We start from the raw sequence: 24375 nt of genomic DNA, 5'->3' as shown, positions 1-24375 counted from the left end.
ACAACGGATACGTTGTATTAATTCTTATATATGAAATATTAGGAAAAATATTTGCCTATTCTAACAAAGTTTGCTTAAAATGCTATCTACAATGCCTTTGACATCTTCTTTAATTTGATGATAAGCCATTAATACTTCCGCCTGGTTAATATTTCTTACAAAAGGTATGGCCTGGTATCCCTTTTCTTCACGGCGCAAGCCTTCATGATCGTTTTGGATAGCGTTATGAAAGGTTTTTAAATCTATCTTATTATCAGGATCATCAGCCACCATTCCTACAAACTCACCGGACGATAAGCCTGATATCTTAGATGCGGGTATTGCGTAATCCAGTTGTGTAGATTTACTAATAGAGGTGTCCTGACTGTTAATTGAAACGCTTTCTTTTTCTTGGTTAATTTTGCCGAACCGCTCGGATAATTGTTTAGCCGTATCACCGGTTACTTGTCCAAATACAATGTTGCCAACAATATTTAAAATAACTTCAGCTTGCTCACGCCCATAATCCTTTTTTAACTGGCTATAATCTTGTACCGCTAAAGTAACCGCGACTTTATTTGATCTTGCGGTAGCAATTAAGTTATCTATACCATTGAAATAAATGGTTGGAAACTCATCATAAATCATACTGCATTTTAGTTGGCCCTTACGGTTTGCTTGTTTATTTATACGGTTAATGTAGAGCGATAAAACGGCTCCGTAGATTTGAGATTTTTGGGGATTATTAGCGAGGCAAATTATTTTAGGTTCATCAGGATTATTGATATCCATTGAAAAATCATTACCGCTCAATACATAATATAATTGCGGTGATGATAAACGGGCCAGGCTAATTTTGGCGCTTGCTATTTGTCCTTCTAATTGTTCATACGCTTCATTTTGCCAGGCAGAAACAAAAGGGTTTATTAATACTTCAATTTCAGGTTCTTGTAATAAAACTTCAAATAAATCTTTATACTCAATCTGGGCTAATTCGATTACGTGAGGTAATGTGCAATAACGCCCATCTTCATATTTTTTTAGAAACCACATAATAGCTGTGATAAAGTTAATCGGAGATTCAACAAAGAAATCACCCTGCTTTTTAATCCACTCGCGGTTAAGTCCGAGCATGATCGTTCGGCTTGAATCAATTGCATCAGTAATATCAATCATTGTATGCGGCTCTAAGGGATTAGCCCGGTGCATAATATTTTCAAGATTGATAATATATTGAGTTGGCTTCACTTTGTACAAGTGGCCGTATTTTAGGAGAGCATTGTAAACTATCTTAGTTAAATCATCATATTTAAAATCATAAACTAACATGGTAAAGCCCTTTTGAATATGCTGAGTTATGATATGACGGATAATAAAATAAGACTTACCTGAACCTGGGCTTCCCCCAATTAATGTGCCCCTGAAAGGATTGATAATATTAATCCAGCTTTTACGAGATTTTCCTTTCAGCTTATAAATAGCCGGTAGGTTAATTGAATACTCATTTTCTAAAAAGCGCTCTTCCTGCGGAAAAGATTCATTTTCTTTATTGAATATGTCCTTTCCTAAATTTAGTTTTAGCATTCTGAATAACAAGCTGACACCCGACAGTAGGAGCAAATAACCAACTACAGTTATGCCGATGTACAGAATTGCAATAGTGGTAGGTGGATAAGGTATTGTAAGGAATAGAACGCTGATAAAATACATTATTAACCCTATCAGGCAATAAATAAAAATCCTGCTTGCCTTAATAGATTCATCTTTTTTACCCTTACTGCCCACTAACGAAATCATCAAAAGAATAAGCGCAGCAAGTTTTGCATATAGCACTTTAGCAAAAACTACCATCTTCGATAAGGGTAGCAAAATGTGATTGACAAAGGGCTTGGTTAACCCTAAAATTTGAAATGCCGGATAGCAACTTAAATAAAAATGTACTATTAAAACTGCAATACTAAGTAACCTCGTAAAGTCAATAATCTTTCTTAATGCTTGTTCGTTTTCGCCTGTTTGCATGATGTTCAATTTTAAAGTGAATGGCCTTTCCTTTTCTTTTTTCGCTTATTTTGTTGTAGCCTTCCAATAGCAGCCATGTCTTGTTGTTCTTCTTTGAATAGAATATTCAATAGCGAATCCCCATCGCCGGTAGCAGTAACTGTACCTGAAATATTGTCAGGAAATTTTAAAGCTTGGTTAACGTTATTTCCAACTTTAGCGGCGAATCGTGTGTGGTTGATTTCTTCGTTCTTAAACCAATTTATCAATGTGGCAGCACTGTATTTTTTGCCTAAATCACTGCCGTTAAAAACCGACTTCGACCCATGATCTACAAACGTTATCCCATATAATCGACCATCGTCATTCTGCCGGAAAATGACTTGAATGCCGTCTTCCTTTAACCTTTTTTGGAAGTCAGTTTTAGAAATCTTAGTAACTAAAGCCTTGTGAACTTTTAATTTTACTGATTCTTTCAGAGGTTTACGTAATACTTCATTTATTCGAAAACGGTCTTCGAGCACCTTTAATGTTGGCTTGCCATAGATACTACTGGCTTTAATTGGCACCCCAATTTTGTTGCCTTTTCCATCAAGCACCCAATAAACTAACCCGTTTTTTTCATACATCCTTGAATCTTTAGAGCCGCGATCAGCAGTAATATTGTACTGATTGAGTATTGCGTTCAGCTCGGGAATGCTGGTAAATTTGTAGGCTTTTACAATTTCATTTACCACGTTGGTGATAGATCTTTTAAGTTCTGACTTGCCATAATCAACTTGCTCCAATGGTTTCCTAATAACGTTCTGTTTTTTACCCTGATCTTCTGCCTTTATCAAATTGTAATTTAATTCGACTTGCTTTCTCGCACTTTCAGAGGCCCTGTTTGCGAGTAAATGGAAACTGATGCGTTTACCGTCCGGCTTAATATTGGTCGTTACAATATGCAGGTGAGGGTGTCCGGCATCGTAATGCTGATAGACTAAATAAGGTTGTTTACCAAAACCCAAACCATCCATATATTCATCAGCAATTTGTTGTAAAACATACTTATCAAGATTTTCACTTACAGCAAAATTTAAAGAAACATGCAAAGCATTTACAAGGGTTCGCTCATTCCGAATGGTCAAGTCCGTCAACCTTTCCAACTTATCAGTGAATGATAAATTAGCCGGATCTTTAAGGTAGCCTTGCGCTGCAATCAACTCCGCTTTGCCCAGCCTTACTTTATGTTCATTATAATTTATTGCACCGCTGATGCTTCTGCCGGTTTTAATTTTTGCGACCATATTTCTGAAAAACTTAGCATACGTTCTTTGATCTGATCAATCGCGGGATCGACTTTGCTGCCGATGATGGAAAGAAGATTTAACCATAGTCGGTTATCCGCATTACCGTGTGCGCTATTTATTTGTCGAACAGCCTGGTTTAGATTATTACCTATAGCATTTAACTCCTTTCGCAGCAATGCCAGTTCTTCCAGCATCTCATCCATTGCCTTATCACGATAATTTACAGTGATCGGTTTTTCGAGCAAAACACATCTGATATACTCGCTCATTTTTAAAAATCTTGTTTTTTTAAAACGGGTATCAAGTACTTTAAATTCATTGGGCTTAAAACGAGTGGTTACTTTTCGTTCCCTGTTTTCATCTTCATTTTCCATATCTGTAATCTTTAAAAATCTGACCCTGGAGGATTTTTACCCTGTCCCTCGACTGACTTCGGAAGGTAGGGGCAAGATCCGTTTGTCCGACAAACGTTTATCTTGCTGATTGCTATTAAGAGGCAATCTCATCCCTTTAAACTTCTTAAATCTTCCAGCAATCACTAAGACTTTTATCCTGCCGTCGACTTCTTCAATTTGGTATCAAGGAAGAATTTTAAAGCATCGATGCTTATGTCCTTTAAAGAAGTATCGTACTGTACTCCGTAAGATTTCATACGCTTTAAAAGCGTCTTTGGAATCCATACATTTAACTGTGCTTCGTCCTCCTTAACTGCGGTGCTTTGCTTAACTGGGTGAACTTCCTGAATAGGCGTTTTTGGGGTGTCCTTTTTAAGTTTGTCTGCTAACCCACCCAACTTGTCTTTATAATCTGTCATAGTAAACTTTATTAGTTACGTCGTTGCACGAGCGATTTTGACGGTTACATAAATCTGTATTTATGTAATTATGCACTTATGCGATTAACTATCTCCTCTGCTAAAGAGGTTATTTCTTCTATGGCTTTGTTATCGCTTCCGTGCAGTACCCCAGCGGTAATGGAAGACCTGGCAATGCTTACCCGGTCATGAATCATAGTTGCCAAAACAGGGGTTTCCATGCTTTCCAAAAGGCTGCTCACCTCTTTAGTTATACCTGACCGGGGTTTAATCATATTCATTACGATGCCGGCTTGTATCGCAGGCTTTTTAACCTGAGCATCCTTTACTAATGCAATAGTTGACCGAATAGCCATGACATCAAAAAAACCTGCTTTGGTAGGTATTAAGATATAATCCGAAAGACTGAATAGTTCCGGCAGTTTGTTCGACAAATATGGCGGTGTATCGACTATAATCAGATCGTAATCCAACCTTTCGATTTCCTGCAATCGTTCGTTACCTACAACTGCCAGTCCAGGCAGTTCCTCTTTGATCTGAAGGAGGCTACCCTGTAAATCCGTATCAACCAAAGCAACGTTTAGCTGATCCTGAAAACATACCGCTAAATTCATGGCAAGTGTACTTTTTCCTACGCCCCCTTTTTGGTGGGCCACCGTGATGATCTTTCCCATATTATGTAATTCTAAATTGTTATAAATACATAATGCTGTAATTGCAGAATGCTGTAAATCTTTAAATACATATCTCTTCAATTGCAGAGCTCTATAAATACATTTTGCTGTAAAGCTGTATTTTTATAATTACAGCTTTCTTTACTTGCATAATTCTATAATTACATAAAGCTGCAAATACAGAAATCTATAATTATGTACCAGGGAACGCTACGCGCTTGGCCTCCTGACGTTCCAAAAATTTGGTCTGCTGAACAGCATTATAAATCCAGTCCTTTGCCAAAACTTTCCAGTTTTTTTGTGGCCTGCCGGTCACCGTCTTCCAATCCAAATTTTCATAATGTTGAAAGAAACTTTGAGCATCACCAACAGCCATATTTTGTTGACAGAAATAAATTATCACATAGCCGACAAGTGGCGGTATTTGATGACCCATCCCTTGGTTTGTGTTTTCAGCCAAAATGTCATCAAAAACTTCAACTGATTTCTGCTTTTCAATGATTCGTCGTTTAACTCTACGCTTTTGCATCGCTTAGAATTTAACGACGGTCGCTGTTTCCATCAGGCCCTCTATTTTATCGGCATCGTAATAAGTGACCTTTCCCAATTTTGTAAATGGGATTTTACCGTTATCCCGCAGGGCCTGAAGCTTTCCATGAGATATATTGAGCATCTTGCGAACCTCCATAGCTTTTAACCATTTTTTGGTTTTACCGCTAACCTGGTCTTTAAGCATAGATTTTATATCAGATAACAGTAAGTCTTTAAATTCTAATAGGTCACCAACCGTAATCAGTTGGTCGCGGAACATCTTCCCGTGTTTATCGAAATGTGAAATAGCTTTTTCCATAATCAATATTTTATGGAACAAAGCTGAAAAGGAAAAAAAAATATTTTTCACACCTCATGTATGAGATAGGTGTTTTTTTTTAATGAGAAATCACCTCCAGTATATGTTTGGCAGCTGTTATTAAATTATAATTCAACTTTAGTTTTAATGCCGTCAGCTAAATTTATTAGATTTACTAACGGTGAAATTTATCGCCCAATTGAAAAATAATGGAACCAAATAATTTTATTCCAACTTCAAATATCGCCAACAAGGTTAGAAACACAAGGCTTCCAAGAACGAAGCCACTGATGCCGTTATTTGAATTGATTAGTAACTCGATTCACTCGATTGAGGAGGCGAAGAAAAACGCAGGATTAAAAAGTGAGGATGGCCAAGTCATAATTGAATGCCTAAGGAATGGTGCTCCGGAAGTACTCGCAAACATGAGTGACATTGATATATATCCTATTCATAGTTTCATTGTGCAGGATAACGGAATTGGGTTAAATGAAGAAAACTTAAAGGCTTATATTGAAGCAGATACAGATCACAAAATAGAATAGGCGGTAAAGGCGTAGGTAGATTTGTTTGTTTAAAAGCCTTTAAAGACCTTCAGGTTAAAAGCTTTTATCAAGAGAATAAAATCACTAAATCAATTCAATTTGATTTTCGTGCAACTAAAGAAGGTTTTCATAATTTTAGCAATCCTCCTGTTAATGGTTTACATTCAGGTTCCATAATAACTCTTAATAGAATTAAGGATGAATATCAAAAATCCCTGCCTAAGGAACTTTTTACGATAGCACGCGAAATTGTTGCACATTTTCAACTTTACTTTATAACCGATACTGTTCCTAAAATTATTTTAAGAAATCAGAATAATTTACAAATCGACTTACAAACGTTGTTTCGAACTGAATTCAAAGCAGAGGTTAAATCAAGTAGTTTCATAATCGGAGATAAAGAATTTAAAATATATTTAACCAAGTCCTCTGAGTTCCAAAGCCATAAAATTCATTTTTGTGCACACAACAGAAGTGTTATAATAGAAGGTTTATATTCAAAACTTGTTGATTTAGGCAAAAAGCCAATCAATGACGGTGAGTCTACTTTCTTTTATCAAGTGCATGTTACAGGTGACATTCTGGACGAAAATGTAGATACCGAAAGAATAGGATTTAATTTTCCAGATGGTGACGATGAGGACACCGAGTCAATTGATATAAACTTAGCAAAGGTAAGAAGATCATCCATTCAATCTATTGAGGAACTTCTTTCAGAATATTTAGGTGTTGTCCGAAATAAGAAGGTGGAATCATACAGACCTATCATAAATGATGAGTTGCCACAATATAGGAGTGTGTTACATTATAGATCAGAAGAAGTAAAGAAATTGCCTCCCGATTTGACAAAAGAAGAACTGGATATCGAACTATATAAAATAGAAGCAGATTGGCGTCTTGAAGTAAAGCAGGAAAAAATAAACCTGCTATCTGAAAAAAAGGATATTACGACCCATCAAGACTATCAAAGAAAATATGAAAAGTTTTTAAGTGAATTTAATGATATAGGAAAGTCAGATTTGGCTCGATATATAGTGCATAGAAAAACTATCATAGAACTATTAGAACAGTTAATTGAAACTAATGGGCAAGGAAAATTTGAGAATGAGGAACTTATTCATTCAGTTTTTTTCCCAATTAGGACAACATCCGATGAAGTACCGTATGAAAAACAAAATCTTTGGTTGATTGATGAAAGGCTCTCATATCACACATTTCTATCTTCTGATAAAACCTTCAATAGCGTTCAACAAGTAACGTCTACAGATTCAGATAGAAGCGATTTGCTAATTTACAACGAAGCCTTCGCATTTTCAGAATCTAAAAGTGCACCTCATAATTCGTTTACTATCGTAGAATTTAAGAAACCGGAAAGGGATGATTATAAAGACTATGATGATAGTAAAAACCCTATTGAGCAATCTGAAAAATATATAGAGTTGCTTTTGGACGGCAAAGTAACTGGTCGTAATGGCAAAGTTGTGGAAGTTGATAAACGCACTCCTTTTTATGTTTATATAATATGCGATATACGTCCATCTCTACTCAAAATTTTAGAAAGGCGTGAGTTTGATAAAACGCCGGATGGCAGGGGTTGGTTTAAGGTAAAAAGCAAATTTTATTCTGCCTATTTCGAGGTGATGCCTTTTGATAAGGTATTACACGATGCACAAAAGCGAAACAAGATCTTATTCGAAAAGTTAAAAATTTGATAAAAATTTATTTTCCTATTAAAATATGCAGTTACAAATTTATGTAATTACAAAATTGCATAATGAATTTATTAGATAAAACCAATGAGCTTATAACGTAATTGAATTTAGATAAAAATTGGCACTCAATGAGCAAATTATTATCTTTGTGTAAATAATAATTAGTTCTTTAAACGACATCAAACAAGTACATATAAGTACAAAGTAAATCGGTGACCTTTTAGGTGACCCATTACAAATTCATCGTCGTAACTTATTGATAAATAGAGGTATTATACCTTCAAAATATAATCCCAGCGGGATCACAAAGCCTTTGAAAAGAGGCTTTTTTATTTAAAAACAAAAGCTGCCTTTAAACAGCCACGCCTTAGTAAGCGAAAAATTTAAAGAATGATTCCGTAGCTCAGCCGGTAGAGCATAACACTTTTAATGTTGGGGTCCTGGGTTCGAGTCCCAGCGGGATCACAAAAGGCGCAAGAAATTGTGCCTTTTCTCATTTAAACCGTACCCCGCATTGTTTTAACATATAAACGCCCTTCTTCCGTTCAGGTTGAGTCGCGTCGAAACTACTGAACATCTTTTTCGTTATATTGCTCCACAATTAAGCACAACCAATACTAAAAATGACCGGCGGTAATAAGAACGATAAGGTGAATATGAAAACGCTTGCGAAAGAGCTTAACCTTTCAACCGCAACCATATCCAAAGCGCTGCGCGATAGCTATGATATAAGTCCTGAAACCAAACTGCGGGTAATGGAAGCCGCCAGGCGTTTAAATTACGTACCTAACGCTTATGCCAGCAGTCTCCGCAAACAAAGCAGCAATACTATAGCCATCATTATACCCGAAATTGCCGACAGCTTTTTTAGCCAGGCCATTAACGGCATTGAAAGTATTGTCGCGCCAAAAAAATACCATGCGCTGATCTACCTTACCCATGACAGTTATGAACGGGAAGCATCCATGTTTAATGACCTGGCCAGCGGACGCGTTGATGGCCTCATTATGTCCGTAGCCAGCAGCACCCAGGATACAGGACATATTAAAACATTACAGGAAACAGGCATCCCCATAGTTTTTTTTGACAGGGTGTGCGAGGATATTACTGCGGATAAAATAGTAACCGACGACTATAATAGCGCTTACAACGCAGCCACACACTTATTGCAAGCCGGATGTAAAAACATCTCACTGGTTACCATCAGTGGCTATCCTTCTATTTTAACCGCCCGGGAACAAGGATATCGCAACGCTTTAACTGACAATGGGTTTGTAGTTAAAGATGCAGGAATAGTAACCTGCTCCAACAAATATACCGACGAAAATGTAAATATAATCAAAGCGCATTTGGCAACCGTTAAACCCGATGGTATCATAGCTACCGTTGAACAGCTGGCTACCGCAACTTATCTGGCTTGCGATGAACTGAAACTACAGATCCCTTGTGATGTAAAAGTTGCTTGTTTTACCAATCAAATTACCGCGGCCATACTTAATCCATCGCTTACTACTATTTTACAACCTGCATATGATATGGGAAAGCAAGCAGCGGAAATCCTTTTCGGCCGCTTGTCCGGGCGGCTTAATGAAGCCAAGCAGGAACTGATAATGCCATCGCAATTGATAGCAAGAGCATCAACAGCCAGTTAGAGATTGTTATATATCGTTCTTAAACGTAGGAGACACTACCAGCTTACTTTTTTTCTGACGACACTATATTTTTGATATCATCAGCAGATAATGCGGCTTTGAATACTTTCACTCTGTCCATAAAGCCGTGAAACACGCGTTCCGATGGAAACTCTTCGTTTCGGCCTAACGTCCATTTGTTATTTACCGACAGATCAGCGGTTACCTCTAACAGCGTGGTTCCGGCCAAAACACTATCGATATAAACATACAGCTTTTTGCCGTTGCACACGCCCGCAATGTGGTGCCAGTGTTGTTGCCAGTCGGCAGGGAGGTTTACAGTACAGTCGCCCCTGCCCCATCCGCCCGCAAAAAAAGTCAGGGTTCTGTTATCGGTCATTTGCAATACATCGTTATCGCCTTTGGTAATGATATCAACCAAACCTTTCTCATTGCCCATCGGGTAAACCCATCCCATCATGGTAATGGATTCATCCATATTGTCCAAAGATGGTGAGTTTGGGACTTCCAAATAAGTACTATCGCTAAATAATAGTTTATCATTAGTAGTTGTTACTGAAGATGAAATAACATTTCCGTTGTTATGAAAGCCCGAACTATCAGCTACTATCTTACCACGGGCTATCGATGCGAAATCAAGTAATAATGATTCTGTAGCATTTTCATAAACCTTGTAGATAGTTTTCGCCGTATCGACCCTCACATATTCAAATCCGTTTTTGGACGCTTTTATATGATGACTAATGGTTTTAACTTCACCGGCATCAAGTTTAATATTATCGGTAAAAACAACCGAATCATTCTGGATTACAGGTATAATAAAGGTTTGCTTTAATCCGCCAGTATTTTTTATCCGGTATTTTATTTCCTGGCTTTCATTCAACCTGATCATCGGTTTTACTTCCAGCCCCGATATTTTAAAAGCTTGCTCCTGCGGTTTTGCAGGCAGATTCACTTCGACAATCAACGGTAGTGTATTATCAAGCTTCAGTACCGTTTTTCCCACAGGGTAAAGGCGAAACTCAATAGAATCCTGAACAGTTTGTCCCGGCTCAACCAGGCAGTTTTTATAACTATATGGCTTTCCGTTAACCAACAGCTTTATGGTTTTAATGCCCTTGCTACCTGTATTTTTAAGTTTAAACCTTATCACAAGCGGCTCGTCAGGCACTGCATTTTTTTTATCGACCGAATAACTCGCTATACTAAAGGCAGTATTTTTTTGTGTGGCCGATAGCTCAATCGGATCTTTATCGGTTGGCCAGTTACCTGGGGCTTTCCCCATATCAAAAGTCATTGCACCACCGTTAACCAACACCGAATGTGGCAGGGCCAATTGCTGCCAGGCTTTGCCATTCACATGCAGAGCCTGTACGTAATTATTTTTTTCAGATGAATTATTACTGCCGATGATGAACTTTTTGCCATTGGGTAAATGAAGCGTTACAGATTTGAACAAAGGCGCACCGATAGTGTAAAGCGGATTACCAGGACATACCGGATATATCCCGAGCGAGCTAAAGACATACCAGCTTGATGTTGAACCCAAGTCATCATTACCGGGTAAACCACCGGGTGTGGCGCTGAACCTGTTGAGCATAATATCCCTCACCCATTTTTGTGTTAACTGAGGCTTACCTGCCTGATTGAACATATAAGGCAAATGGAAAACAGTTTCGTTATCAAATAGAATAACATTATTGCGCAGGGCAGGGTCAAGCCGGGCGGAGAATTGTTCGTTGCCGCCGGTCATGTTAATAAGGTCTTTACCGTTTTGAGGTACAAAGTACGAGTACACCCATTTATCGCCCTCTTTATATCCTGATGTACCGGGCTGCAGTTTAAACTCATCACCATTACGCGGAAGCATAAAGAGTTCATCTTTATTTAAAAGATTACGGTAACTAAATCCCCTGTTTGCTAATAATTGAGCGGTTTGTTTATCTCCCATCGCCTTTTCGGCAAATTGCGATAAAGCCCAATCATCATAAGCATATTCTACAGTGCGGGTAACCGACTCAGGTTTGGTGAATGGAACGTAGCCTTTTTGATGGTACACTTCCATGTCCGATTGCACGAATGGGCCATCAATCAAATCCTTCTTCATAGCCTTGTAAGCAAGCTCTTTATCGAAACCGGTAATGCCTTTTAAGTATGAGTCAACAATGATAGGAATAGCATGATTGCCCGTCATGCTTTCTGTTGGCAGATGCCCGCTTTGCTTGTAAACATCAAGCATGGATAAGATCACATCCTGCTGCTTCTGTGGATAAAGCAGTGTAAGTAATGGGTGCAGCGACCGGAAAGTATCCCATGGAGAGAAAGCCCCGTACTGATTTTGCCCTGTTTTTTGATGAACCTCGCCATCATTCCCCCGATAATTGCCATCAGCATCATCAACAACCCAGGGCAATAACAGCGAATGGTAAAGCGCCGTATAAAATACTGTTTTGTTTTGCTCGTTACCGTCGATTATATCAACTACCGATAATACTTTAGCCCATTCGCCGCCGGTTTTCGCGCGAACCTCATCAAAAGTTAAGCTACCGATTTCCTGATCAATATTATGCTGTGCATTGAGATAGCTAACTGATGATTTACTTAAGCGCAAAGTAATCACTTTAGTCTTCGGGAAAGTGAAAACCCAGCTCCCTTTAACTTCCTTTTTTTCCGTATATCCTTCGCTAAAGTTTATCACAGCGTTTGCAACTGAAGTATGGATCACTTTACTTGATATCGCCTGGATTTCACCGGCATTTCCAACGAAAATTTGTGGATTAGTGCTTCCATTGAACATAAACCGAAACATGCCAGTTCTCGTAGTAGCTGTAGCTTCGGCGGTAATCCGCTGGTTATCAAAATCCACTTTATAATAGCCCGGTACGGCAGTTTCTTTTTTGTGCGAAAAATGCAGGCTTGACTTTCCCGGTTCAAAACTTTCACTACCACTAAACGGCATCACAAAAAAATGGCCTGATGATCCTTCAGGAAAACCGCTCATGTGGCCAAAGCAACTGAAATAATAAATTGAGCTATCGGTGTAGTTATATCCCCTTGTCCCTGTAGTCCTTGTTTCGGGACTTAGTTGTACGCTGCCCGACGGCGCAACAGCTCCCGGATAACAACCTCCATTATTACCCCATTTGGTAAGCACATTGCTAAGTGATGTACCGATAAACGGATCAACATATTGCAGATGGTCTGTATGTTGGGCATAGAGGTTGCTGCCCAATAAAACTGCGGCTAAGGCGAAAACGATATGGGATAATGACTTCAATTTAAATTATGTTTTGTAGAGATGCATCACATGCGTCTTCAGCATCTGATAATACAACGTTGACCTTTTGGTTGGAGACGCATGTGATGCGTCTCTACGTAGATATTATATTTTTATGTAGATCTTCTTTTTATCAAGCACCCAAGCCACCAGCCAGCAAAGCATCATATAACCTAGTGCAAATACCAGTGTACCAAATGCGCCGGGGAAGATCTTTTGATAAAGCACTTGGTTTATCCAGTCGTAAAAACTTAGCTGTGGTTTTACCCAAATGGTTTGGAACACGGTTAACAGCAATTCTGACAGCAGATATATGGCCAGTGAATTGCGCCCGAATATGAGAAAGAAGTTTGTGCTACTCTTTACCTTTTTTATTTCGATGGCAAATACCATAAAACCCAACAACAAAAGGTCGATACCAATGGTAAGCAGTGTGAACGAACTCGTCCATAGTTTTTTAGCAACCGGGAAAAATTGCGCCCAGAATAAGGAAATAGCAATCAGTAAAACACCGCACATAAACAAACGGGCAACCGACTCATAGTTTTTACCCTTACGCTGTATAAACGCTCCGGCCAGATAACCGCCAATTACATTCACAATGGCTGTCATGGTGCTGAGTAAACCCTCCGGGTCAAAAGCTATCGGACCGCCTTTATCGTGATATAAATGATCGTTTCCCATTAACACAATATCTAATCGGGTGCCCGCATTGCCAAGCATGGTATACTCTTTACCCTGTTCGCCGCAAAATATCAGGAATGCCCAGTAGCCCAATAAAAGCACAGCAGAGATAACGATGGCCGTCTTTTGCGAGCAATAATGAACTATCAGTGCGCCAAAAAAGTAGCACAGCGCTATTCGCTGCAACACGCCCATGATACGGGTATGGCTTAGTGGGTTAAACACCCAATTACCCGCTTCACGATGGAAGAAAGGGAACCAGTACATCAGATACCCCAGCAGGAAAATGATCACCGTGCGCTTAAAGATCTTGCCTATAAAAGCGGCATCCGTTTCAAATTTCTTTTTAGAGAAACTAAGCGCGTTGCCAACTGCAAAAAGGAATGATGGAAAAACGAGATCGGTGGGTGTAAAACCAATCCAGGATGCATGATCAAGCGGCGACCATACGTTTGCCCCCGAACCGGGGGCATTAACGATGATCATGAAGCAAATGGTCATACCACGGAAAACATCGAGCGCGGTAAATCTTTCGGTTGTTGCAGCCATTTTTGCAATTATATTAATTAAGGGGTATTGAAATTTCTTTGATTAACCGGCCTGCGGCTTCTTCGGCCACAATACGGGTTTTATTGATACTATTGCCGTCTTCGTCATAAACCACCACCTGGTTTACACCCGGTTTAAGCCAGCATTCGGGGATATAAAGGCTTTTCATATCCAGTTTTTCAGGGTACCTGCCTAAGTTGTGACCATTAACCCAAACGGAGCCATGTCCTAATCCATCGGGATCAAAACGCCAGATGAATGTACTTCTTGCTGATGATGGCAGACTGAAAATGGTGCGATAAAAGGCTGGTCCATTTTTTACTTGCTTAACTGCTTCAAGCTTCGTCCAGCCCTGAACAGCTTGCGCATCACCCGGACCACCTTTTAATTGCCAGTTGATTACCGCTGTGGCATCACCTATGGCATTGATTTTTACAGATTGATCGATGCCCCCTTCATTTGAGTAATTTTCAATAAAAAGGGTAAGATCAACCGGGTGTTTTAAGGTTTCTGCATCAGTAATGTTCACTTCAAATGGCTGGTTCCAGCCGTCATGATGGGCTACTTGTTTACCGTTAATAAATACGGTGGCGTTTTCGTCAACGCTTTTAAACAGCACTGCTAATTTTGAAGTCCCCGCCGGCTGCTGAGGAATAGTAGTGTGAAACCAGGCATAACCCTCTTTCAGGTTAAAAACATCCGCGCCTATTTTATATTTTTTGTAAACCGATGTATCAAATGCCGGTGGCCCCTGTTTTACATCGTCTTTTTTGTTTGCTTTGGTAAAATACCAGTCGCCAAGCTCAGAAATGAACGGTCCGCCTTTTTTAATGAGCGCATTGCCGAAAAGGCCTTTGCTGTCAACCTGGTCTATCGGCCCAAGATAAGCAGCTAACTTATCCCTGCCGTCGTGCGCGGCAAAAACGGCCAGTGTATGTTTGCCTTTGATAAGGTTAAGTGTTAATTCATTATCATTCAGTTTCCATTTAGCCGTGGGTTTGCCGTCAATAAAAGCTTGCCCCCTGCCGCCACCTTTTACCTGCAGGGTATATTTTCCGTTGGATGGTATATTTATGATAGTCCTATACCAGGCATCGGCAGTTATATCGTCATCCGCTCCCATTGGCTTCGGATCCTTTGATTTGAGCCAGCTGCTTGTGTTTACATTTGTTGCCGCGTTAACGGCTGCGTTTTTATATTGCCAGTTAGCTAAGCTGATAGTTGACTGCTGATTGCCTTTCTGCGCATCAAGGCTGAATGGTATCTCCTTGCGATCAGTATATAATACCGCTTTCTGAATTATGCTCTCGGTTAAAGGCGTTTCTGCTATTAATTTTAACTGGCCATTTTTAACCGATGCCTCACCAACATAGTTCAACCCAGTGATGATGTAGTTTTTGTCTTCGCTTTCGGTAATCCACGTTTTATCGGTTAAAGCACGATTCATGACTAAAACCCTTACAGTTTGCGAACCAACGTTAAAACTATATTCAACAACCTTTTCCGCGATTGCCGGCATTTGCTCATCGATAAGCACATTATTGTTATCGATTTTTACCGAAGACAATACCGACGAGGCTTTCACTTTTGTATTAAAACGAAGCAACAGCGGCTCACCGACTTCAGCATCAACAATTATAGTTGTGGTATTAGCCTGCTTAACAATAGCAAACACGCGGGTAAGTGCCCAATCAAGCGTAACCTCATCGTTAAGCCTATAATTGTGTACCAACGGATAAATCTCTTTGGGCTGTAGGCTGATCTTTTTTCCCGCAAACAGGTTCTCGTTACCCTTGATATTTAATGATGAACTTACCTTAGATGTACCCGGATTATCCAGGAATATCAGATCACCTGCCGGGCTTGTACGGGCAGATATTTTAACCGTTGTGTTAACGGCAATGCCTTTGTATGTTTCCGCAGCGTTAGTGCTGTTCTCCAATACATTCTGAAAACTGCGGGAGAACCATGCGGCGCGTTTAAAAGTGTAATAGATTGGTCGCAGATCACCGGCCTGGCCTATACCAGTGCCATAATCGTATGAAGCTGCGTCCTCATCATTATTGGTATAGCCAAAGTTTGAACCACCGTGCGCCATGTAGTAGTTATAGCCGTTGCCACCGTGAGCAATGATTTTCCAGGTGCGCCTATCGTAAAGTTCGGCATCACCGGGTTTGGCTCCATATTGTGAATACCAAACAGCCCAGAATTCGGTAGAGAACCATGGGTTTGGCCGCTCATCGTCATCCAGTTTTCCATCACCGGCCGGATCGCTGGCGTGATGTAATCCGCTGAAGAAATATGGTACCTGCATACCCATATCCAAAGCTTTTGCCTGCAGGTGTTTAAAGTAACCATCAGGCATTACTGTTCCCCAGCCGTTGGGGTGCTCATTCTCCAACTGAACCAAAATCACAGCGCCGCCTTTATTGATCTGCCTCTGGAATACCACCGGCAATAGATGGTCAAAAAAACGATCTACATATTGCTCAAAAGGCTTATTGTCCTCGCGCACCAGCAGTCCTTTTTTAAATTTAAGCCATATAGGGTAACCGCCATTATCCCATTCGGCACAATAATACGGGCCAACACGCACAATGGCATATAAGCCCAGTTGCTTAACTATATCCAGAAATTTACCAAGGTCATGGTCGCCGGTAAAATTGAATTTACCGGGCTGCTCTTCATGAAAATTCCAGATGGTATAGATCTCTATACAGTTAAAACCCGCCCGTTTTATCCGCAGTAATCTATCATACCAAAGTTCATGCGGGATGCGGGCGTATTCCAACCCGGCCGATGCGATAAATGTGCGTTTACCCTGAACAATAAAGCCTTTGCTGTCAAAATCAATATAAGGCTTTGCAACTGCTGTGGCTGGAAAAATATGATCGTTTGAGCTCTGGCTGTGGGCTGCTGTAAAAGCGGTTAGTAGTAAAATAAATGTAAATATAACGTAGCGTATTCTCATGATTCATCAAAAATCCAGACTTACGAAGTTTTAAAAACTTCGTAAGTCTTCAACTTCATATTTTTTTATCGCGTCCCCAAAATCATCGCATTATACTTCGCAAACAATTGCTTTGATTTTTCAATGGCATCACCTTTTGCTGTATCGGTATAAGCATTATCATGCTTGTTTACCCATTGCCACTCCCAATCCTTTACCTGCTTATCAAAGGCTTCGGCATTAAAGTCGGTTTTGGTTGATAACGACTTATCCAACTGCCCAAAGTACATTACCCAACGTGGTTTGTAATATTCCTTAATTAAGCCCGCCCATTGGCGATTGGAATATTCGCGCAAACCGCTTTCTTTATCGCCCCAAAGGGTAACCAAATCGCGGGCGTTAAACTCGTAAAGGTTTTTCTCCTTATCAGTTACGCCGTTAGTCCTTGCTTCGTTGATCCATTTGCCTAACAGGAAATCTTTGCGCGTGCTTAGCAGCGCGTCCATATCATCCATGAGCTCCAGGAATTGGCTGCTATATAATTTAAATTGTTGCTGATCCTTATTCTGATAAGCCTGAGCCATTTTCTGCTGTAGCGGACTTGCATAATTGGCCAACACCTGCCGGGTAACATCAACCAGGTCATACTGAAAACCATCACTTTGTTTTAGGCTGTCGGCAGCATTTATGAGTAGCGTCCAGGCTTTAACCAATTGCATAGGGTCATAATCCAGTTTGGTCAATACCCTGTCGATATATTTTTTTATTATCGGCCTTGCCACAATGATCGATTCTGGGCCGCCTTCGGTTAGGCCGCCTGAGTACACCGAATTTAACAGGATGTGCCATGCTTCATCTGCCTGATTGTTAGCTTGTCCGTAACGGCGCTGCGCATAGTTAGCTACCCATTTATCGGCATCAATCGGGGTATCGTTCCAAACGTTTTCCAACATTAGTGCAAACAGCGCAGGGTTTTGTTCGATACCTTCGGGTGTAACACCAATACCACGCATATTTTTTGATTCAGGATCATGCAGGGCCATGGCCGGATCGGCAGCTACATGGCGCATACGACCAAACAGGCTGATGTTCCCGCCAAAGTTTTGGAGCATACTCCAGATCCATGGTTTGCCATAGTAAGCTTCCGTACGGTTCCAAACCGGGTGGGCATCGCTGTACAAATCAAGCACGATCATCTGCTCGTTTGGCACAGCGTTAAGCAGCGCTTTAATCTGTTGCGGCTGCCAGAATTTGTTATTATAGTGAAACATCCAACCCTGCATTACCCAGATAGCTTTAGGATCGGCAGCAGCCATAGAGTTGAATACTTTCTTACTCATACCATCCAGGTAGGTTGAATCATTTGTTGGCGGCACGTTTTCATTAAAAGTATCGGCCGAGTACAGGTGGTCGGTACCGAACTCTTTTGTTTGTGCCTCTATATATTTTTTACCGATGGTTTCAAACATCGGATCGTCGGGATCAAGTATAAAAACATCTGGAAACCCGGCATCCCAGTTGGTTCTTTTAACCTTAGCAGCGGGGAATTTATCTTTAAATGATGGCGGCACATGGCCGGTAAATGACGACAATACAGGCGTCATCCCAAATGAGCGTTCGCGCTCTAAAATCTTTTTTTGTAATGCTTTATGCGAGTCCATCCAATGTTGCGGCAGCGGGCCGCCCCAGGCATCAATGTTCCCCATCCAAAACCATGAAAAATAAGCAGGGCCGCTAAAAAACTCATATAGTTGTTTATCAGTAAACCCCATGTCTTTGTAAACGGTTTGCCAAACGGCTTCTTCGCCGGTTATGGCCAGCGGCATATTGATACCGTTCAGGGCCATCCAGTCAATTTCTTTTTGCCAGCGTTCCCAATCCCACCAGGCCATGGTGTAATTAAACGTGCAGTAATTTAAGTAGTAGCGATATTGGTAAGGCGTGGTTTTATGGATGAGGCCTTTAACTGACGGCAAAGTAGCAGGCAAATTAAGGTTTGTGCCATTCCAGCCGATATCGCAAAAGCAATAATTTTTAAGATAGTAATTTAGTGCTGATGCTATAGAAAGGCCATTATTACCTCTCAGCACAATTTTACCATTACGGCTTTCCAATTCAAATACATCTTTGCCGTTTTGTTGCGGGATAGCCTCAACAACAAACAAATTACCTTTGCCGGGAATTACTCTTTCAATAAAATCGTACGAGGCTTTCTGATCAACCTGGGCACTGGCTTTAAAACCCAATGAAATAATAGCAACAACAAGTAAACACTTTCTCATCAACAGATAATTAAACGCTGGAAATAAATACCGGCAACATGAGGCTCTCCCCTATTGCCGGTATAAGGATATAATTATTTAAAATTAGGGTTCTGTACTAACACACCTTTACTCTTATCAATCTCAACCTGGGGGATTGGGAAGTAATAGTTTTTAGGGCGTACAAAGGTTACCGTTTTGTTTTGATCAAGCGGAGCTTTGGAAACAGCAAGGTTATAAATTGCCGCTATATCCACAATTTTAGCTTTATCCCAGCGCATCAGGTCCTGATGGCGTTGATCTTCACCCGCCAGTTCAACTCGACGCTCATGGATCAGCTCTTTCATGCCAGCTCCTGAAACAGGTTTTAACAGTGGAGAAGCCCTATGCCTGATCTGGTTGATCAAAGCGTCACCAGCTCCGGCACCTTGTGTACGGATCAAGGCTTCGGCAACTAATAAATAAATATCTGCAGAACGCATTAGAGGCACAGCATAACTGTGGTCAACTCCACCGCCATCAGCTTCAGTATTAAATACAGCGTACTTTTTAAATGCATAACCAGTAGCAGAAAGATCGGCGGTAAACGTTGTCAAGCCCTTGCCATCACCCAGATCAACCTTGTCGCCAACGCTTAATAAAGTAGCCTGTTTACGCGGATCACCTGCCTCAAACTCATTGGCAAGTCCCTGTAATGGCTGACTAAAGCCATAACCGTTCCATGATCTTGGAATGTAATAAACTGTAAAGTCATTTTGTACAACGGTTTGTACAGCCTGGATCGAAAAAAGCAACTCGGTGCTGGTTTCGTTAGCACGGGTAAAATTATCGGCGTAGTTAGCAGCCAACGCGTAATGTGAATTGGAAATCACTTTTTGACCGGTTGCAATTGCCTCAGGAAGTTTTTCCCAATACATGTAAAGCTTGGTTAATAAGCCCAATGCAGTTCCTTTGCTTACACGGCCGCGGTCGGCAGAGCCATAGCTTTCAGGCAAAAGATCCACCGCTTTCAACAAGTCCGACTCGATCTGTTTTCGTACTTCTTCAATTGGCGATTTTGGAACATTAAAAGTTTGTTTTGAGTAATCATCTTCGGTAATGATAGGTACATCGCCATGAATGATCATTAAACGCCAGTAGCCAAAGGCACGTAAAAAATAAGCTTCGCCCATACTCCGATTTTTAATATCGGCAGATATTGCGGTGATCTTTGGGATGTTAATGATGCAATTGGTTGCCCGGTTGATGGTTTCATACCTCCATTTCCATGGATACCTGATGGCTGCATTTGAAGCATCATAAGTTAAGTTCTCAATGCCCTCATCCTCGCTATGATCACCTGAACGCCAGTAATCGTCAGATGGAACATCAAATGTAGCCTCCGCGTGGCCAACATAATCCTCTTCTTCTAAAAGGCTATAAATACCGGAAACCGCATTTACAGCATCAACTTCGTTCCTGAAATAATTATCTGAGGTATAAACCCCTTGTTGTTTAAGATCAAGTGCTTTTTTACAGGCGCTGTTGAGTAACGCCAGCCCTATAACCATATATATTGTAATTTTCGATTTCATGATTTTAAAGTTTAGCAGTTATACCGAATGTAATTGTACGTACCGTAGGGTACTGGGCCACATCAACCCCACGCTGCAGGTTGCCATTAGTATAACCAAGCTCAGGGGTGTATCCTTTATAATTGGTTATAAAAAATATGTTTTGACCTGATGCATATAACCTTACGCTTTTCAGTGTCGCTTTTTTAGCCCAGCTTGCAGGTAAAGTATAACCTAAAGTGGCATTTTTGAGGGCAAAGTAATTCCCGCTTTCGACAAACAGGTCGGATGTGCGATAATTGTCGTTAGCACGATCTAATGACATACGCGGGATCGAGTTGCTTGTGCCCGGCCCTGTCCAGCGGTTCATGTCTTCGGCATAAAGATTAAACGGATAGGTTGGATCAATACCTTGCATCCTATCGGCATTATAAAGGCTTACACCAAATACGCCGGTAAAGTTTGCTGCAAAGTCAAAACCTTTGTATGAAAGACTGCCTTGCAAACCAACTGTAGCATTAGGATTTGGATTGCCCAAATTGGTGCGGTCATTACCATCAATCTGGCCATCGCCATTTAAATCCAGAAAACGCACATCGCCGGGTTTGATATTAGCCTTGCGCGAATCATTTTTAAGCGCCGGATCGTTATCAATTTCTGCCTGGGTTTGGTAAAGGCCATTTGTTTTCCATCCGTAAAAAGAAGCTATCGGCTGACCCTGATATGTTCTTGAGATTTCCTGGCTTGAACGCCCGTAAACTGTCGAACCAATGAAAGTACCTTCTCCATTAAGTTTAGTTACCTTATTTTTGATAAACGAAGCATTGGCACCGAATGAATATTTTAGTTTATCGCCGCCTTGATAGTTAATTTCAACTTCGACACCTTTGTTATTCATTGTACCGATGTTTTGATTTGGAATAGCTACCGAACCCGCTGAACCTACTACCGGCGGTGATATCAGCATATCTTTAGTATTCTTATTGAAATACGTAAGTGTGGTATTTAACTGGTTATTCAGGAAACCAGCATCAAGGGTAATGTTGGTCATAGCAGTACGCTCCCAAGTAATATCCGGATTTGCAATACTTGTAACAGCTGCACCACTTACTCCCGTGCCGCCAAAGGCATAACCACCATTTTCATAAGTACTGCCAATTTTGATCAAGCTTAGATACTGAAAAGGCAGTACATTTTGATTACCCAACTCACCATAACCACCCGTCAATTTCAAGTTATTAATCCAGGTGATATTTTTCATGAATTTTTCACTGGTAATTCTCCAGCCCAAGGAGAATGCAGGAAAGTACCCCCACTGTTTGCCGGGCGCAAATTTGGAAGAACCGTCTGCACGAAAAGTAACGGTTGCCAGGTACCTGCTGTCAAAATCATAAAATAACCTTGCAAAGCCCGACTGCAGTGAAGATGGCTGAGGCAAGATATTTGAATTGAATTGGCCATTGCCCTGGTTAAGCACCCGTTGATCGGGATCGGTGTCGTCATAACCAACCCTTTGAGCGTTAAAACCGTAATCTTTAAAGTTTTGATAAGAATAACCACCTGTAAAAGTTACGTGACTTTTGCCAAACACCTTATCATACGTAAGAAAAGATTCAAGCAACTGTGACGATACTTCCTCTTCAGATTGAGTTAAGGTAGAATTTGGGTTTGGCCTTGTTTGATTATTATCTGCGATACTAAAATTATAATTGCGGATAAATGTACCGTCAAAGGCATAGTTAACCTTCAATTTCAGCTCCTTTAAAAAGGTAATTTCAGCAAACGCGTTGGCCAAGGCCCTGTACTTTTTAGTGTACCTGTCGGCCATTTGGATAGTAGCATAGGGACTGTTGATATCACCCAACTGATTAGCAAAAGCCTTTGATGTACCGTAAGTACCATCAGGATTTACCAGCGGTATAGCCGGGTTAAAACGCAGAGCCGAAAATATCAAACCCGTTTGCGAATTATTGTTATCAAAGCCATTGTTATTACCGTAGGTCAGTTGAACGTTCTCTCCCAGTTTTAACCATGAAGTTATCTTATGCTCGGAATTGATACGTGTACTGTATCGTTTGAAGTTGGTTTTATCAATAATACCATCCTCGTTATAAATAGAGCTTGAAAAGTAATAGTTTGAAGCATCATTACCACCCTGGATACTAACATCGCCATTGGTTACACGCCCGGTACCCATAATAGCCCTTTGCCAGTCAGTTCTTTGAGTAGCATAATAATTATCATCCCATGGAGCATCAATTGCTACGCCGTCATTTGTATAACGTTCCCTTTTTAATTTAAATAAATCTGGAGCCGTTAGCAGATTAAGATATTTAGTTGTGTTGGAAAACCCGCTATAAAAGTTAACAGTGGTTGCCAGCTTTTGATTATAAGTACCTCTTTTCGTAGTTACTAAAACCACACCATTCGCAGCACGTGTACCGTAAATAGCGCTTGAAGAGGCGTCTTTCAAAATGTCGACGCTGGCAATATCGTTGGGGTTAATGTCACTTAACGCGTCAGGGTTACTGGTAGGTACACCGTCAATTACAATTAACGGATTGGCATCATTCACTGTACCTGTTCCACGGATCCTGATGCTCGGCGCAGCGCCAGGTGAACCATCGTTACGAACAATACTTACACCACTTGCACGGCCATCTAAAGCCTGGGCCGCTGTACTAACAGGCAAGTTTTGAATATCCGATCCTTTAACGCTTGCTACTGCACCCGTAACATCAACCTTTTTGCTGGTACCATAACCAACAACCACAACTTCGGTCAAGGCAGATGGCAGGGCAACGAGGGTGATATTTAAAGTTTGGCTTCCGGTTATAGTAACAACCTTCTTTTCATACCCGATATAAGATATTTCCAACACGCCGTTTACAGGGGCATCGATACTGAAATTACCATTTAGATCGGTAGTAGTACCCTGATTAGTACCTTGAAGCCTAATGTTTACACCAATAAGCGGTTCACCTTTGGCATCAACAACTTTTCCTTTTATAAGGGCAAGGTTTTTGGCATCCTCCTGGTTGGCAATGATCACTACATGATCATCACTCATTTTATAGGAGAGCTTATCATCAATGATAACGGCAAGCAGCTCATCAATAGTTGCGTCTTTTACATCCACATCAACCCTACCCAACTTTTTAACACTGGCATAGTTGTAAAAGAAACGGTAATCACTTTGTTTTTGAATTTTGGTAAGGACACTGCTTACTTCGGCCTGCTTTAGGTTAAGCGTAAATTTCTGCTGTGAGTACACTTTTGCAGAAACTTGCACACAGGTAACCATGACCAATAAAAATACTGCTTTCATCAGCAAAATAACTTTGAGACACACGGGCGCGCCACGAAGCGGGAACACCCTTCTTGTTTTTTTCATTACATTTGTTTTGAAAATAAATGGATGGAGTAAGTGCTGTGTTACAATAGCTTACTCCGTTAATAAAATCCTATTTGTTTGCGGGGAGGAGTGGCAGCTCTTCCCTTGTTTATTTGAGGATATTTCAGGAATCTGACAGGTAAGTTTTCAATATCATAAGCTGTTAATTAAGTGGTTAGTTAGTTTATTTT

Annotated in this window: 16 protein-coding genes and 1 tRNA gene; 4 read left to right on the top strand and 13 right to left on the bottom strand. The window is 40.6% G+C overall.

The window, feature by feature from the left end:
* Positions 1–60 precede the first annotated feature (60 nt).
* From mobC to BLP33_RS00420, 7 genes are all read right to left on the bottom strand, one after another.
* Positions 61–1998, bottom strand: a complete 1938-nt coding sequence (mobC, locus tag BLP33_RS00450; RefSeq protein ID WP_090523598.1) for a conjugal transfer protein MobC — start codon at positions 1996–1998, stop codon at positions 61–63.
* An 11-nt stretch (positions 1999–2009) separates the two neighbouring features.
* Positions 2010–3266, bottom strand: a complete 1257-nt coding sequence (locus BLP33_RS00445; protein WP_090523595.1) for a relaxase/mobilization nuclease domain-containing protein — start codon at positions 3264–3266, stop codon at positions 2010–2012.
* Positions 3221–3643, bottom strand: a complete 423-nt coding sequence (locus BLP33_RS00440) for a plasmid mobilization protein (protein WP_090523594.1) — start codon at positions 3641–3643, stop codon at positions 3221–3223. Before BLP33_RS00440 ends, BLP33_RS00445 begins: the two co-directional genes overlap by 46 nt.
* Positions 3644–3816: 173 nt before the next feature.
* Positions 3817–4083 (bottom strand): hypothetical protein, encoded by a 267-nt coding sequence (locus BLP33_RS00435; protein ID WP_090523592.1) that lies wholly within the window; start codon positions 4081–4083, stop codon positions 3817–3819.
* 68 nt (positions 4084–4151) lie between these two features.
* Positions 4152–4757, bottom strand: coding sequence for a ParA family protein (locus BLP33_RS00430; protein WP_090523590.1), 606 nt, complete (start codon positions 4755–4757; stop codon positions 4152–4154).
* A gap of 193 nt (positions 4758–4950) precedes the next feature.
* Positions 4951–5286 (bottom strand): hypothetical protein, encoded by a 336-nt coding sequence (locus BLP33_RS00425; protein WP_090523588.1) that lies wholly within the window; start codon positions 5284–5286, stop codon positions 4951–4953.
* Positions 5287–5289: 3 nt separating this feature from the next.
* Complete coding sequence (locus tag BLP33_RS00420) at positions 5290–5607, bottom strand: helix-turn-helix domain-containing protein (RefSeq protein WP_217633088.1); 318 nt, start codon at positions 5605–5607, stop codon at positions 5290–5292.
* Between the two features lie 209 nt (positions 5608–5816).
* Here BLP33_RS00420 and BLP33_RS00415 point away from each other — a divergent pair, with 209 nt between their 5' ends.
* The 4 genes from BLP33_RS00415 (at position 5817) to BLP33_RS00400 (ending at position 9516) form a co-directional block, all read left to right on the top strand.
* Entirely contained in the window at positions 5817–6152 is a 336-nt protein-coding gene (locus BLP33_RS00415) for a hypothetical protein (RefSeq protein ID WP_090523586.1), read from the top strand.
* A 341-nt stretch (positions 6153–6493) separates the two neighbouring features.
* Positions 6494–7864, top strand: coding sequence for a hypothetical protein (locus BLP33_RS00410; RefSeq protein WP_090523584.1), 1371 nt, complete (start codon positions 6494–6496; stop codon positions 7862–7864).
* Positions 7865–8256: 392 nt separating this feature from the next.
* Positions 8257–8329: transfer RNA gene (locus BLP33_RS00405), tRNA-Lys, on the top strand.
* Positions 8330–8487: 158 nt separating this feature from the next.
* Complete coding sequence (locus tag BLP33_RS00400) at positions 8488–9516, top strand: LacI family DNA-binding transcriptional regulator (protein ID WP_090523582.1); 1029 nt, start codon at positions 8488–8490, stop codon at positions 9514–9516.
* Between the two features lie 43 nt (positions 9517–9559).
* Here the strand turns inward: BLP33_RS00400 and BLP33_RS00395 are convergent, their stop codons facing one another.
* From BLP33_RS00395 to BLP33_RS00370, 6 genes are all read right to left on the bottom strand, one after another.
* Positions 9560–12793: a GH92 family glycosyl hydrolase gene (locus BLP33_RS00395; RefSeq protein WP_139159900.1), complete on the bottom strand. Its 3234-nt coding sequence runs from the start codon at positions 12791–12793 to the stop codon at positions 9560–9562.
* 105 nt (positions 12794–12898) lie between these two features.
* The gene (locus tag BLP33_RS00390; RefSeq protein ID WP_090523577.1) at positions 12899–14026 is read right to left on the bottom strand and encodes an acyltransferase family protein; all 1128 of its coding nucleotides are present in this window, start codon (positions 14024–14026) and stop codon (positions 12899–12901) included.
* Positions 14027–14039: 13 nt separating this feature from the next.
* Entirely contained in the window at positions 14040–16997 is a 2958-nt protein-coding gene (locus BLP33_RS00385) for a beta-galactosidase (RefSeq protein WP_090523575.1), read from the bottom strand.
* A gap of 65 nt (positions 16998–17062) precedes the next feature.
* Positions 17063–19258 carry an alpha-N-acetylglucosaminidase gene (locus BLP33_RS00380; RefSeq protein WP_090523573.1) on the bottom strand — a complete coding sequence of 732 codons (2196 nt, stop codon included), beginning with the start codon at positions 19256–19258 and terminating at the stop codon, positions 17063–17065.
* 74 nt (positions 19259–19332) lie between these two features.
* Positions 19333–20811, bottom strand: a complete 1479-nt coding sequence (locus tag BLP33_RS00375; protein WP_090523568.1) for a RagB/SusD family nutrient uptake outer membrane protein — start codon at positions 20809–20811, stop codon at positions 19333–19335.
* A 4-nt stretch (positions 20812–20815) separates the two neighbouring features.
* A complete protein-coding gene (locus BLP33_RS00370; protein WP_090523564.1) occupies positions 20816–24184 on the bottom strand; it encodes a TonB-dependent receptor in 3369 nt (1122 codons plus the stop codon).
* Between the last annotated feature and the right edge of the window lie 191 nt (positions 24185–24375).

Origin of the sequence: Mucilaginibacter sp. NFR10 (genome assembly GCF_900100445.1) — a bacterium.
GTDB classification, from domain to species: domain Bacteria; phylum Bacteroidota; class Bacteroidia; order Sphingobacteriales; family Sphingobacteriaceae; genus Mucilaginibacter; species Mucilaginibacter rubeus.
This window is presented reverse-complemented; position numbering and strand designations above follow the sequence as displayed.

Excerpts from the sequence above, each read along its gene's own strand:
- BLP33_RS00415 (WP_090523586.1), top strand. The coding sequence starts at position 5,817 with ATGGAACCAAATAATTTTATTCCAACTTCAAATATCGCCAACAAGGTT.
- BLP33_RS00420 (WP_217633088.1), bottom strand. The coding sequence starts at position 5,607 with ATGGAAAAAGCTATTTCACATTTCGATAAACACGGGAAGATGTTCCGC.
- BLP33_RS00430 (WP_090523590.1), bottom strand. The coding sequence starts at position 4,757 with ATGGGAAAGATCATCACGGTGGCCCACCAAAAAGGGGGCGTAGGAAAA.
- BLP33_RS00440 (WP_090523594.1), bottom strand. The coding sequence starts at position 3,643 with ATGGAAAATGAAGATGAAAACAGGGAACGAAAAGTAACCACTCGTTTT.
- BLP33_RS00445 (WP_090523595.1), bottom strand. The coding sequence starts at position 3,266 with ATGGTCGCAAAAATTAAAACCGGCAGAAGCATCAGCGGTGCAATAAAT.
- BLP33_RS00425 (WP_090523588.1), bottom strand. The coding sequence starts at position 5,286 with ATGCAAAAGCGTAGAGTTAAACGACGAATCATTGAAAAGCAGAAATCA.
- BLP33_RS00390 (WP_090523577.1), bottom strand. The coding sequence starts at position 14,026 with ATGGCTGCAACAACCGAAAGATTTACCGCGCTCGATGTTTTCCGTGGT.
- BLP33_RS00400 (WP_090523582.1), top strand. The coding sequence starts at position 8,488 with ATGACCGGCGGTAATAAGAACGATAAGGTGAATATGAAAACGCTTGCG.
- BLP33_RS00375 (WP_090523568.1), bottom strand. The coding sequence starts at position 20,811 with ATGAAATCGAAAATTACAATATATATGGTTATAGGGCTGGCGTTACTC.
- BLP33_RS00380 (WP_090523573.1), bottom strand. The coding sequence starts at position 19,258 with ATGAGAAAGTGTTTACTTGTTGTTGCTATTATTTCATTGGGTTTTAAA.
- BLP33_RS00385 (WP_090523575.1), bottom strand. The coding sequence starts at position 16,997 with ATGAGAATACGCTACGTTATATTTACATTTATTTTACTACTAACCGCT.
- BLP33_RS00370 (WP_090523564.1), bottom strand. The coding sequence starts at position 24,184 with ATGAAAAAAACAAGAAGGGTGTTCCCGCTTCGTGGCGCGCCCGTGTGT.
- mobC (WP_090523598.1), bottom strand. The coding sequence starts at position 1,998 with ATGCAAACAGGCGAAAACGAACAAGCATTAAGAAAGATTATTGACTTT.
- BLP33_RS00435 (WP_090523592.1), bottom strand. The coding sequence starts at position 4,083 with ATGACAGATTATAAAGACAAGTTGGGTGGGTTAGCAGACAAACTTAAA.